This is a genomic window from Rhodothermales bacterium, from assembly GCA_013002345.1.
Taxonomy (GTDB): Bacteria; Bacteroidota; Rhodothermia; order Rhodothermales; family JABDKH01; genus JABDKH01.
In genome coordinates this window covers 1-13,594 of record JABDKH010000085.1, presented here as the reverse complement: position 1 = coordinate 13,594, position 13,594 = coordinate 1, and the positions used below count along the sequence as shown (strand labels likewise).

At 59.2% G+C, this 13,594-nt stretch carries 11 protein-coding genes; 4 read left to right on the top strand and 7 right to left on the bottom strand.

What is annotated here, in order from left to right; genetic code table 11:
- The 4 genes from HKN37_04385 to sulP form a co-directional block, all read left to right on the top strand.
- The coding region (locus HKN37_04385) for a hypothetical protein (protein ID NNE45880.1) at positions 1 to 923 on the top strand (923 nt) is incomplete at its 5' end.
- 149 nt (positions 924 to 1,072) lie between these two features.
- Positions 1,073 to 1,393: a carboxymuconolactone decarboxylase family protein gene (locus tag HKN37_04380; protein NNE45879.1), complete on the top strand. Its 321-nt coding sequence runs from the start codon at positions 1,073 to 1,075 to the stop codon at positions 1,391 to 1,393.
- An 85-nt stretch (positions 1,394 to 1,478) separates the two neighbouring features.
- Positions 1,479 to 2,048, top strand: coding sequence for a molybdenum cofactor guanylyltransferase (locus tag HKN37_04375; protein ID NNE45878.1), 570 nt, complete (start codon positions 1,479 to 1,481; stop codon positions 2,046 to 2,048).
- 79 nt (positions 2,049 to 2,127) lie between these two features.
- Positions 2,128 to 3,924 carry a sulfate permease gene (gene sulP, locus HKN37_04370; protein ID NNE45877.1) on the top strand — a complete coding sequence of 599 codons (1,797 nt, stop codon included), beginning with the start codon at positions 2,128 to 2,130 and terminating at the stop codon, positions 3,922 to 3,924.
- Here sulP and HKN37_04365 read toward each other — a convergent pair.
- From HKN37_04365 to HKN37_04335, 7 genes are all read right to left on the bottom strand, one after another.
- On the bottom strand, positions 3,921 to 4,892 hold the full coding sequence (locus HKN37_04365) for a molecular chaperone TorD family protein (GenBank protein ID NNE45876.1): 972 nt from the start codon (positions 4,890 to 4,892) through the stop codon (positions 3,921 to 3,923). The two genes, sulP and HKN37_04365, sit on opposite strands and share 4 nt — an antisense overlap.
- Before the next feature lie 59 nt (positions 4,893 to 4,951).
- Positions 4,952 to 7,909: a molybdopterin-dependent oxidoreductase gene (locus tag HKN37_04360; protein NNE45875.1), complete on the bottom strand. Its 2,958-nt coding sequence runs from the start codon at positions 7,907 to 7,909 to the stop codon at positions 4,952 to 4,954.
- A gap of 9 nt (positions 7,910 to 7,918) precedes the next feature.
- Positions 7,919 to 9,577: a polysulfide reductase NrfD gene (nrfD, locus tag HKN37_04355; GenBank protein ID NNE45874.1), complete on the bottom strand. Its 1,659-nt coding sequence runs from the start codon at positions 9,575 to 9,577 to the stop codon at positions 7,919 to 7,921.
- Positions 9,578 to 9,660: 83 nt separating this feature from the next.
- Positions 9,661 to 10,509, bottom strand: coding sequence for a GntR family transcriptional regulator (locus tag HKN37_04350; GenBank protein NNE45873.1), 849 nt, complete (start codon positions 10,507 to 10,509; stop codon positions 9,661 to 9,663).
- A gap of 142 nt (positions 10,510 to 10,651) precedes the next feature.
- Positions 10,652 to 11,347, bottom strand: a complete 696-nt coding sequence (locus HKN37_04345; GenBank protein ID NNE45872.1) for a cytidylate kinase-like family protein — start codon at positions 11,345 to 11,347, stop codon at positions 10,652 to 10,654.
- Positions 11,348 to 11,664: 317 nt separating this feature from the next.
- A complete protein-coding gene (locus tag HKN37_04340) occupies positions 11,665 to 12,102 on the bottom strand; it encodes a hypothetical protein (protein ID NNE45871.1) in 438 nt (145 codons plus the stop codon).
- A 311-nt stretch (positions 12,103 to 12,413) separates the two neighbouring features.
- Entirely contained in the window at positions 12,414 to 13,073 is a 660-nt protein-coding gene (locus HKN37_04335) for an SUMF1/EgtB/PvdO family nonheme iron enzyme (GenBank protein ID NNE45870.1), read from the bottom strand.
- Between the last annotated feature and the right edge of the window lie 521 nt (positions 13,074 to 13,594).

Genomic DNA, 13,594 nt, shown 5'->3' with positions numbered 1-13,594 from the left:
TCTTCTCGGACGTCAGCGGGGAGAGAGCACGAGAACTATTCAGAACCGGGTTTCAACTCGAAGATCTTCGGATACTAAGAGTCGTCTTCGACACAGAAGCTCCGTCGCGTGTAGAACGTGAGTTGCGTCGTCGCGGCGAAGACTGGACTACGGTGTGTGTGCCGGACGTCGATATCTGGGTGTCGTGGGGAACGCGGCGTCGATGGCGACCACCAGTCACACATGTCACGCGTTCGTCTCGCGATCGCAGAGACGAGATAGGACGGGGCGATCTGGTCGAGCGCGAGCGGCCGGAACGGGGTTATGACCGCCAGTCCGACACAGACGTTCGGCCTGGCGAATCGACAACGGACGAGCCCGCGACAGACGAAGCGGATGAAGGCTCCGAAGAACGACGGTCCGCGCGCAGAAAGGGAGACAGCAGCGGTCGAGGAGGTATCCCGATCCCCGGCGGCGGGAAAGACGACGACGATGACGACGACGACGACCGACTTCTCCCGGCAGCACTCGCGGGTGCGGCGATCGTGGGTGGACTGGCTGTGCTGGGCGGCACATTCGGCTACCTGGGAAGCTACGGAAAGGCGCCGCTCGGGCTGTTTGCCGGACGCGTTCGTCCAAACGGAGGTGTCCTTCTCCACGTGGCCGTGAATCGGCAGGTCTTCGGGAAGACGAGGGGGCCGGAGAACCTCGTCGCCGGCGTGACGGGATTCATGGATCTCTTTCATGCTCCTGTTCAACCATCGATCGGCCTGGGCCTCCGCATTACGGAAGAGGGCACGGAGACCACCCGGACGCACCCGAGCCTGGCGGTTGGACTGGTCGGCAACCTGGATCAACTCATCCTGTATCTGGCCTATGACGTGGAGTCGCACGACGTTCGATTCGGGATCGGCGTGAACTTGAAGGCCGGTGACCGGTATTAAGACCTGAGTGACATCGGCCTGCGTGCCTGACGACCTCCAACATGTGGCGGTGGTTCGATTCCGTTCCGCAAGCTATTTTTAGGCGGTCGTTCATCAGACATCAAGGGCTGCGCTACACATCCAAAGATCATGCGCATCGAAGCTGCCAGATGAGGAAACTTCCGAAGCGGTTTACCGCTTTTCTTAGGGACTATCCTGACGTAGGTGCGGCCTACGGATCGCTCGGTGAGGCAACGATGGGCGCCGGACCTCTGGACGAAAAGACGTCCCAACTCGTTAAGCTTGGAATCGCGATCGGGCTGCGACACGAAGGAGCGGTGCACGCGCATTGTCGGAAGGCTATTGATCTCGGCTGTACACGTGCGGAAGTGCGTCATGCCGCCGTGCTGGCAACCACGACGATGGGATTTCCGAGCATGATGGCAGCCCTCAGCTGGGTGGACGATGTGGTCGACGACGATTCTGACTAAGGCATCTGAAATTTCGCACCTCTGACAGTTCAACGGTACGGAGCCGGCGATGCCAGCCGCCTCTAGACGCAACGCACATCACGTTATGCAACCACCGATCTCCGGATTGATCCTCGCGGGTGGATTGAGTCGCCGCTTCGGCAGTGATAAGGCCGCTCACCGGATCGATGGCCAGTCGATGATCGAAATCGCGTACGATGCGCTTCGATCTGTAACCGACGACATCATTATCAGTGTTCGTCAAGATGACCAGAGCTATGACCTCGACGCTCAGTACGTCGTAGATCGGTACCGACGCATGGGGCCGTTGGCGGGTCTCGATGCGGGTCTTGCCGTCGCCCGGCAAGACTGGGTCTTCGTCGTTGCGTGCGATATGCCGCGGATCTGCCAGGACGATGTGGAGGCGATCATCGGACAGTGCGCGCCGCCGACAGACGCCGTCGTGGCTACCGACGCCGACGGAATGGTACATCCGCTATGTGGTTGCTACTACCGCCCGACGGTCGCTCCCAGGGTAAAGGCCCTGCTGCAGCAACGTCACCTGTCCATGATGGGCCTGCTCGACCGCCTCGTTGTGCAGTCCGTCCCGCTGTCGGGTGCGTCTCTGTTCAACGTCAACAGGCCCGCAGACCTGGTATTGCTTAGCTTGTTATAACAGGATATCTCAATTTATTGATGGACGGCTCGGTTCAACACGACCGGTTCTGAATCCGACGAGCCCTCTTCGAAGCGCCATGGGCGACAACGCAGCGGCATCGCACCAATCCGCAATCCGGAAGTTCTTCCGCATTCGCCAGCTGTTTCACATCGCCACGTGGCTCCCGACCTACACCAGGACCGATTTTCGTGGTGACCTGATCGCCGGACTGACAGTCGGCGTGATGTTGATTCCGCAGGGAATGGCGTATGCGGTCCTCGCGGGCGTTCCGCCCATCTACGGGCTCTACGCATCACTGGTGCCCCTGCTGGTCTATCCGCTTTTCGGAACTTCACGGCATCTGGCTATCGGCATCACGGCCATCGACATGGTCATTGTCGCAGCAGGACTCTCTCAATACGCCGAGATCGGCACCGAGGAGTATATCGGTCTTGCCATCATCGCGGCAATGATGGCCGGTATCATCCAGATGATCATGGGCGCAGCCCGCCTCGGATTCGTTGTGAACCTGTTGTCCAGGCCGGTCATCTCCGGCTTCACCGCCGCGGCAGCACTGATCATCGGCGTGACGCAGATCGAGAATCTCCTCGGGATCGAGCTCGCGAACTCACCACAGATCTTCGACTTGATTTACGGCGCGATAGCACGAATTAGCGAAGTACACGTGATCAGCCTCATCATAGGGATGGTGGGTATCGTGCTGCTTGTGATACTGCGCCGATTTGTGCCGATCGCTCCGGGTCCGCTGATCGCCGTCGTACTGGGCACCCTGGCGGTCTGGTTGCTGCGACTCGACATGCAGGGCGTGGACATTGTCGGAGTGGTACCGACTGGACTCCCGAGTCCGAAACTCACCGCCGTTCCGTTCTCTACGCTGCGCGATCTTCTGCCGACGGCCATCACGCTTTCCCTTGTTCAGTTCATGAGCGTGATTTCTCTCGGAAAAGTTTTCGCCGCGAAACACCGCTACACCGTTCGGGCCAACAAGGAGTTGTTCGCGCTGGGAGCGCTCAACGTCGTGGGCGGCGTCTTCCGAAGCATACCGGTATCGGGCAGCTTCTCACGGAGTGCAGTCGGAGAGCAAGCCGGCGGGCGCACGGCCATGACCAACGTGGTGGCTGCCATCGTCATCGCGTTCACCCTCCTGTTCCTGACTCCGCTGTTCTTCTTCCTTCCCATTCCCGTCTTTGCGTCCATCATCATGGTGGCAGCATTCGGGATGATCGACTACAGCGAGCTCCGCTTTCTGATCAAGACCAAAGCGGTCGACGGTGGCATCGCGATTCTGACGTTCGCCGTTACGATCCTGTTTGGAATCCAGGAGGGCGTCCTGATCGGTATCGCCGCCTCCGTCGTAGCCATCATGTACCGCATCAGTCGACCAAACGTGGCCATCCTCGGTCACCTTCCGGGAACCCGGTCTTTTCGCGACATGGGCCGCAATCCCAGTGCAGAGATGATCGAGGGCATTCTCATCCTACGGGTCGACGCTTCATTCTCGTTCGCCAATGCGGAATTCCTCCAGGATCTTCTGCTGAAAAAGAGTCAGGACGAGGACCACGCCATCCGAGCGGTCGTGATCGATGCCAGTACAATCAACGATCTTGACACAACCGCTGCGTCCGTCCTTGCCAATGTCATTGAGACGCTGAAGGAACGAGGCGTGGAGATGTATTTCGGCGGCGTGAAGGGTAGAGTGCGCGACGTCATGAATCGCTACGGGATCATTGAACTGCTTGGAGAGGACCACTTGTATCTGAGCCCTCACCGTGCTGTCGTGCATATCCTCGAGGGCTCTCGACAGGCGTCGCGGTACATGGAAACCGTTCCCGACAAAAGGGAGCCAGAAGGCGAACCGCCTGAAGAGTCCTAGGTCGACTCTGCGATATCGCTCACGCGCTGATCAATGTGGTCGAGCAGTGAGAGCGTAACCCCCACCCTCTCGCTCCAGGCAAGTGCTGACTCGGCAAGCACGTTCTGCTCCGAGGATTCCAGAGACTCGAAGTAACGTTGCCAGTCAATCGCGACAGCCTTGATCTCAGTGATCAGCTCGGCGACGACGCCGTAGTTGCCCGCTGCACCGAACAGGTTGCCCAGCATCAGCGACCGATCGCCAAATCCACGGGGCAACCCCAGGTCGCGAGCGATCTGTTCTACACGAGTGCGCGTAACGACCATGCCTGCAAGAGCCGGTCGGCACAGGTACTCGGCGAGATCACGCAGGCCCGTCTTCTCCGCGGATAGCAGATCCGGCAGCTCAGGCAACTGGAATCTCGCATCTTCGTCCGCAGCGGACGCAAGCGAGCGTTTGTGATCCACCGCGATATCCAGCATCCACTCGGCCATGTCGCGATGCAAGCTGCCTCCACCCTCCTCAAGCGCATGCTTGAAGACGGGGAGCCACTGGAATAGATGGTCGAGTAGATCATGTTCAAGCCGAACCACACGCGGCAGATCGGCACACCCAGCAATCATCTCGGCCTTGATCATGCATAGCCGGGAAAGCACATCGCACTCCGCCGATATGTGATCGGATGATTCTGAACTCACGCCGGTTTCGCCGAGAGAAAGAGCCATCCGACTCACGAAGTCGGTCGTCGTGCCGCCGGGCCTTCCGTCCGCCTCCAGGTATGCGCTCGCATAGGGGAAGACGTCGAGACCCAGCAGTGCAAAGTGATCTGCCGCGAGCGCGTCCGGATCGATCGTCTCCGGCAGGGCATCCCTTAGTCCCGGCAGCAAATCGATCTCATCGAACAGCTGCTGCGTGAGGCCGCTTCGAAAGAACCGCGCCAACAAATCGTAGGCGGCCGATCGGGCAAGACAGGATTCGGAGGGGCTCATGCGTTGCGTCGGCGTTCGGTGACAGCGTGTGGTCGTTCCGTCGAAAATGAGTCGGGTATCTAACCCTTAGTCACCGGAAGCTTGTACGCTTCGGCCACCGGCTTCAGGGGTCGCTTGAGCCAGAGCGGTCTTCGATTGCCGTCCGGACTGTGGTCGGCGGCGGACCGGGTCAGCGCCACCCACTCCCGATAGATCTCCATCGAGCGGCGGGTATCCACATGCACGTCGCCGTGACGATCGCCGGGCTCGGCCTTTCGCACATTGGTCGCCTTTTGCAGCCAGCAATGCGCACCGCTAACAGGGTCCGGGTGTACCCCGTGCGTCAGGTTCTGATGCACGCCGACATCTTCCCACCAGATTCGACTCGTATCCGGATCGAATGACTCCCAGGCTGTCGCACCGTGCACGACCCGCAGGCTCCGGGTCCCGTCTTCCGCTTCATCAAGCTCCACCAGATTGGAACTGCCTCGATTCAAACCCTCGTCCTCGCGGAGACGCCACCGTCCCAGGTGATGGCTCATGGCGATAATGCCGGGCTTGATGCCCTCCGTCACCCACGCCTTGTCGACGAAGTATCCCGTTTCCGTTTCGACTCGAACCAGTTCTCCTGTCTTGACGCCGATGCGATCCGCATCCGCCTGATGGATCCAGACGGGATTCTTGTGGCTGAGCTCGTAGAGCCATTTCGCGTTTGCGCTGCGCGTGTGAATGAGCGTTGGCAGACGAAAAGTCGGCAGCAGCAGCATCTCGCCACTATCGCGGTCAATGTTGTCGGGGTGAACGTGACTCTTCAGCACCCACGGCAGAACATATTCGCGTTCCGGCCAGCCCCAGTCGTGCATCGTCCGACTGACGAACTCCATCTTGCGACTGGGCGTCTTGAACCCGACACGCGGATCGTCTTCCGCCATGACGCCCACGATGTTTCCGTTCTCGTGCAGCCGGCCGTCGTCATCCTTGCGACTCCACTGCTTCACCGGCGCTTCGTAAGGCTCGTAGTTATCGGTCGTCACCTCGAAGGCGCCGTACTTCCGCATATACTGCAGCGGCGAAAGTCCCTCGGCGGCCGCTTTCTCCGGAAGACCCGGAACGCTGTGCTCGAAAATCCATGCATAGTACTCGTCGACCGTGATGATCTCGCCCGGTCGGTAAGGACTCTCGAAGTGCCTGCGGATCCCCAGACTTCCGTCGTGATCCATTCGCGCCGACAACTCGATCCACCACTCGTTCTCCTCCCACACCTCTCCCGGATTTGCTTCGTACGTGAACCGTACGGGCTTCCCGAGTTTTTCCATCGCGACTCGTCGTACGGGTTGCCGAAATGCGATCCACTGACCCGAGTGCGTCTCCTGACTCATGAGGTCGTGGCGTTCGCCCGAGTGTCCCATCGGGAGTACGTAGTCTGCAAACCATGCGGACTCATTCCACGTGGGCGTCAGAGCGACGTGGCATTTGATCTTCGACTCATCCTTGAGTGCTTTCAGCCACATGAACCCGTCGGGGTTGATCCACATCGGATTGTAGACGCGTGTGAAGTACACGTCCACCTCGCCACGTCCTTCTTCGAGAAAATGCGGCAGGAGAAAACTGAGCTCGTAGAAGGCCAGCGGCCACTCGACCGGCAGGTGAAGCTCATTCCACGCGTTGAACGGCGGCGGTGAGTCGAACGGTTTGGGAACGAACTTATTCCAGTCGTTCATGGCGGTGCCGCCACGTGTACCCACACTTCCGGTGAGAACGTTCAGGAAATAGAGGCATCTGGAAACCTGCCATCCGCCAAGGTTTCCGATGGAGGCGCTGCGCCACGTGTGCGTCGCCAACCGACCGTCACAATCCGCGACATATTCGGCGGACTGCCGTATTCGATCGACCGGCACCTGCGATTCTTCGGCCGCCCGCTCGAAGGTGAATTCCGCATACAGGTGCTTCAGCAGGCGGTCAAACTCGTCGAAGTCGGACGTGTTAGTGACCTTGAAATTGGGCGCGAGCTCCGGGTGGTCCCGGAAATGTTCAAGCGACTCCTTCCAGTTCACCCAGCGCTCCATGAATGCCCGATCGTACCGGTCATTCTGGATCAGATGATTTGCGATCGCCAGCAGGATGTAGGTCTCGGACCCTGGCCACGTCGGCAGCCACACGTGGCTCTTGCTCGCCGTGTTACTGAGTCGCGGATCGAACGTGATCAGTTTCGCACCCTTCTCCATGCCCTCCATGATCCGCTGGGCATGCGGGTTGAAATAGTGGCCCGTCTCGAGGTGACTGGAGATGAGCAAGATGACGCGTGCGTTGGCATGATCCGGGCTGGGCCGATCGCTGCCGGTCCAGAACGCGTAGCCGGCTCGAGCGCCGGCCGAGCAGATGTTGGTGTGGCTGTTATGCCCGTCGACGCCCCATGCCTGGATGCAGCGATTCGTGTAGCCGTCCTCTCCCGGACGACCGACGTGGTACATAATTCCATCGCGCCGGGCCACGCGGCTCGCACGCATCTTCTCCGATATCTCGCTGAGAGCCTCCTCCCAGGTGATTCGCTTCCACCGCCCCTCGCCCCGCTTGCCGACCCGTTTCAGCGGATACAGGATTCGCTCGGGATCGTAGACCTGATTGATCGTCGCGGGACCTTTCGCGCAATTGCGACCTCGACTTCCGGGGTGTGCCGGGTTTCCTTCGAACTTCTTGACATCGAGTGTCTCTCGATCGATGTAAGCCAGCAGTCCGCAGGCGCTTTCGCAGTTGAAGCAAACGGTTGGAACCAGCATATATCGACGCGCGATCTTTCGGGGCCACGCCTTGCCATCCCATTCCGTCCAGTCATCCCATTTTGCGGCGGGTGGATACTGGCTTTTCCGTCCGTCAGGATGAACGACCGTAGTCAGGTCCACTTTCTCGGGGACGTTAGTCGTGGTGGAGATCCGCGGCAGTCCGAATCCTCCTGCTTCGACGGGCGCCGCCTTTTTTGCGTAGGGACTTCGAAGCAGTGCGGCCAGCAGGCGCTCGACACGATTTTCCTTGAGAGACATGCGCAATACCTAACTGTTCGGCACTTCTTGCGGTGCCATCACAAATGCATACTCATACAGGTACAGACCGACAATCGACAGGGCGCCGGCCAGTGCCAGAACAACCGGACCACCGATCAGCAGGAGCCCGAGTGGGACAAGATGCCCCGCGATCAGCACGCCCAGCCGATACGACGTACGGAACCGACCGTGTGTGATCTCGTGCGCGGCACGAGCCGCGGCCTCCGAGGCATGGGGCATTCCGAACTCGCCGGCGACGATGACGATGAGATCGAAGATGAGTGCGATCGCGAACGACACTTTTGCGAGCTGGAGCGCATCGGGCATGAAAGCGACGAAGGCTCCCATGATCAGGATGACGGTGGCTCCTGCCATAGCTGCCTGGATCACGAGGTGAGCCGGAAGCAAAGCACTCTGCCAGAGATCGCGACCCTCAGCCTGGCCAAACAGAAATGCGGTGTACAACGCAGCTCCCAGGGCCAGTGGAACTCCAATCCACATGAAAAGCCCCCTGAGCCCGGTCGGCACGGAGTCTGACCACAGGTCGAGCACGGGTCCCATCTCGATCACCCACCAGGCTGTTACGAGCATCGAGAATCCGATCAGCAAGAACGCGCCTCGCGTGAGCCAGCTTCGCCATTGAGGTCTGAAGACAATCCGCAGGAATCGCTCGGGCCGCTCAAGATCGAGAACGAGCAACCCGGTCGTGATGATTGCAAACAGAATGGACACGAAACCGGCGATCAAGAACAGAGGCTGGTGGAAACCGACCAGACCGAGTCCCCATCCGAGCGCGAGAAAAAGAAACAGGCCGGCAGAAATCCCTTTCGTCACGAGGTATGCCGGAACGGGCCAGTGCCACGGGATCTTGTGCTGCGCGTTGTAGGTGACCTGCACCATCTGCTCCGCCATTCGCCCGTCTCCAATAAGGATTGGTCCGGCATCGGGCACACCCTGGGACTGCCCCTTTCTAAGTGCGGCGCCGGAGGCCGACATTCTCGATGATTGTCTCGTCTTGACGTCGGCGGGTGCCTCCGTGTGTCCGTCGCCCGAGTGAAGCGCGATCACATCTGCCCAGGCGAAACTGGTCGGCGCCCTCTCAACCGCGGTCGGTGTGAGGTTCACGTCGTTGCCGTTCGTGTAATAGAGTTTGGGTGCCGTCCCCTGTTCGGGTTTGCGAACCGTCGTCTGGTTCTCGGCCAGCATGCGAGCGATCTCCGATTCCGAATCGTCGAGGTCTCCGGAGATGATGGCGTGCTCCGGACAGACCACGACGCAGGCTGGCTCGAGTTCGAGTTCAACGCGGTGCGCGCAGTAGTGACACTTGGCAGCGGTCCCGCTGCTGGGGTCGATGTAGATGGCGTCGTACGGACAGGCCTGCAGGCATGCTTTGCATCCGATGCATACGTCAGGATCAAATTCTACAATTCCGTCCTGCCGCTGGTACATGGCCGTAACCGGGCAGATGCGCACACACGGCGGGTTGGAGCAGTGGTTGCAGCGGGTTACCTGAAAGTGCCGGCGTACGTTCGGGTACAATCCGGTCTCGACGCTCTTGACCCACGTCCGGTTTACGCCGAGCGGCACCTCGTTCTCACTCTTGCACGCCGTCGAACAGGCATGACAGCCGATGCACCGATCGTTGCGTATGAGAAAGCCGTAGTTCATGCCCCTCCCCTGAACAGTTCTAATAACAGGCTCCGACCCGACGCGTCACCGCCTCGATAAAGTACCTGTCATATCAAGTTATGTCAATCGATCATCACATCGCCGGAACGCGCCGATCGTCCCTCCCGCGGGCGACTACCCTTTGCAAAAACGGGTTCGAACTCCCTCAGTGGCATCGCGCGCCGCTTCGATCCTGTCGTGTCCGTTTCGCGACCGCGTTTCAACTCCAGCTCAAACGCGACCAGGTCACTCCGGTAGTATCGCTGCTGGTAGTAGACCCGCCTTTCTCCAACGGTCCACGAGGTGCGCTCGATAAGAAATAGCGCCCGGCCCCACGGAACGCCGAGATACTCGGCCACATCCGCGCGTGCGTTGACCGCCTCCATCCGGTAACGTCCTCCGACGATCGTGATCCCGAACTCGTGTTCAAGCAGATGGTAGATCGTCTTGTGGCCCAGATCGCCATGCTCCAGCAAGTTGCCGTACACAATGGGAAGCCACGTGCGGTCGAATGCGATCGCATCTCCATCGCCGAGACGGACACGATCAATCCGAAACACCTCTTCGCCCTGCTTCAAGTCGAGCGCCGCTGCAACGACTGGCGACGCCTCCTCGGATCCCTGCTCGATAAGTCGGGATGACGCCGCCAGTCCCGCACGCTTCATGTCCTCAACAAAATCCGTCAGGTACACGAGACCGTGTGGCTTTGGTCGGGCGCGCACGAAGGATCCCAGACCCTGCCTCCGGTAGATCAGTTGTTCGTTTTCCAGCGTGTGAAGTGCACGGCGAACGGTGATCCGGCTCACGCCAAACTGAGCTCCAAGTTGACTCTCTGAAGGAAGTTGATCGTCAGGTAAATATTTGCCGCCCTCGATCTGATCTCGCAGGGACGTGCTGATCTGTTCATGACGCGGCAGACCCGACTTCAGCATGTGCGTCTCCACTTGGTTTCCGGCTCGCACCTCAATCTTCGATCTTCACCATGATAGCCACAGCCTCCAGCCGAAATCAACAGCGCGTAGCTGAGAGGCCCGACATGCGGGTCGCGAATCACAACACAAATGGGTACATGAGCTACGCAGTTTTCGGTAGCCTGCCAAACTTCGTTCGATAGGCTAGCAGCACGATCTCGACCATGTCGTCCAGAGAGTACGTGGACGAGTTCAGCACCATATCGTAACTCCACGCCTCATCCACGCCGCTGCGAAAATGATGCTGAACAAAATCCGCCCGCTCTGCATCTGTCCGAACAACCTGCTGCCGGGCTTCTCGCTCAGAAATCTTCTTGAGCCGACTGTAACCCGACACGCGATCGTCCAGTGGCGATACGACGCGCAGACGAAGCGTGGAGTCCGGCTTGCATATAAAATTGGCGCCTCGACCAACGATGACCGCACTCCCGTGAATCGCGATCACCTGCACGAGTCGCATCAGGGATCGCACGTACTGTACGTTTGTGACCTTGCTGCCCATCAACGCACCGAGCACGGCATCTTCCACTGATTTCTGACGCCGTTCGTCGAGCGATGCCATGACGTCTTCGCTGGCGTCGGAATCCTCCGCTATCGCTTGTACCAGTTCCTTGTGCCAGAGACTGAACTCCAGCCTCTCACAAAGCCGGCCTGCCAGTGCCGCACCGCGCGCGCCGAACTCTCGCGAAACCGTAATGATCGGCCAATGCTCAGGGCGCTTTCCCTCCCTTGCCGCGACATCCAGACTCTGACCCCATGCGGCGACCTGCCTGCCAACAATCTCTTCGATCTTCGCCATGTCCTTCACGGTTTGCTGCAGAGGCAATTCCTTTGCAACAGAGTACGGAAAACGATTGTGCAGCAATAGGCACCAGAGTCGCGCGGTGTTGGCAGGCATTACCTTACAAAGGTCTCAACACACCGATTCCGCCGATTGTGCCAGACACGATTCGAAGTCCCGCCGGGGCATTCCGGCCAAGAGCGGGTAGCTCGCTCCGAGAACTACTGGCCGGCGCATGTCGCTGGCCGTGTCCGGGAACTGGCATTGACCAATGCAAAGAGCCCCGACCCGAAGAATTGGGTCGAGGCTTTGTTGAATCTTGAATGTCGACCGTGCTAGGGTCTGAATCCCGGGTCGATGACGGTGTAGACGGAGTCGGAGTGAGGCCGCTTGACCGTAATGACAACCTGGTTGCCCATCACGGCGTTCGTCCCTCGAATCACGAGACTGGTCGGGTCCGAGATCGGGTCGACCTCAATGATTCCATGATAGGAATGGTAGTTACCGTCGTCTCCGGAACCGTAGCCAAAGGCTTCCAGGCTCGCATCGCTCCAGTCGCAGGCGCTCACGTCACAATTGTCTCCTCCGCCTCCGAAGAATTCGGGCTTTCGCATCCACCGGATTCCGTCGACAGCGATCTCGTACGCGTCTGCTGTGAGCGCGTCCAGGTTGGCCTTCTTCTGGCCTTCGCCAAACCCGCGTATTCCGAGGATCACGGCAATGCCAACGAGGATCACCCCAAGGGTAATCATCAGAAATTGTGCTTGACTCATGGCAACCTCGGGCGAGGTGGTTAGTGGTCGGTTCGGTACACCAAAGCCTTGCTTCCAGCCCTATTATCGTCGCGAAACAGTCTATGGTTAAGGGTTTCGACCGGTCTTCATCGCCCAAGCGACCGCCCAGGCGACGCGAGAATGCACAATGTGGCCTGCAATGGTACCAAGTCGTGACCGAACATTTCGGGCTGCCAGGCCTGGATTTCGCATGGTGATCCTATCCCGATTACCATCAATCTGGCAGGAACGAGGTAGTGAAATAGCAATGCTGACAGCGCTCTGCGACTACAGAACGAGGCCATAACCTCCTATTTCCACTCAGCTGCGCATCGAAATCCAATAATCTCCGATCGGACGTCCCGAAGCGTACCGGACCGCCAGAAAGCCTGCGCATGCTCTGGAGCATTCCGGAAGCTCCCGCCGCGAATGATCCGCATGTCCGAGATCTCAAAGTCGGACCAGACGGCCTGCGATCCCGGCTGCGGGTAGAACTGGTAGTAGTCTCCAATCCATTCAAAGACATTACCGCTCATGTCGAACAATCCGAGCCCGTTGGGGCGTTTGGTGGCCACGTACGTCGCAGAAGACACGGAATTGTCTCGATGGCGAACGAAGTCGTCTCTCAGCGTTTCGTCATCGGTACCCGCGAACCGCTCCACCTGGCCGAGACTTCGAGCCGCATATTCCCACTCGGGTTCGGTAGGAAGGCGATAGCCGTAGGAAGCGCAGAACGCCAGCGCGTCGTTCCAGTCGACATCCGCCACTGCACGACTACCGCGACCGCGACCGAAATCGTCGGGCAGACGTCTGCCGGTAGCTCGTGCGAACGCATCATACTGCTCATACGTCACCTCGGTGCGACCCATGCGAAAACGGATAACGTCTGCGCTGTGTACCGGAATAGCATCCGAGTTCGCTCCATCAAACACATCGCCCATCTGATACTGGCCCCCGGGTACGTTCACCATTTCGTACTCGTGAAGCTCGGACCTAATACCACCACCGAACAGAGCACACGACGACAACGCGAGAGCCAGAACCGACACGAACAATACACCTCCGCTGCGGCATACCCTGACGGTCGGTGCAACGTTCGCCTTCGACTTCAAATCCATTCCGCTGAGGTGTGTCTTGAATACAACCGGCCGGCTGTCAGCACGGCGCAGCGCTACTTGGGTTCCCTTGAGCGGAGCGTCGACCGACCGATCCGGGCGGCCGGTTGACAAGACTGAGGCCTCATTCCGGAGTCTGCGTCACAATACAGGTGGGCCGAAGGCTGGAACGAGGCGACGCTTGCTGCAACGAACCTGCCCTCGTCATCACAGCGTTGTTCGCGACGGTCCACGGATTTCAGACCGGCGTTTCTCGTAGTTTGCAAAACCGATAAGGAATACGAGTACTTCCCTCTGCGCCATGTCCGACTTTCTGCCTCTTCTCAACTTCCCGATTCGCAGTGCCGATGAACTACTCAGCCGTGCCACCTCGTTCT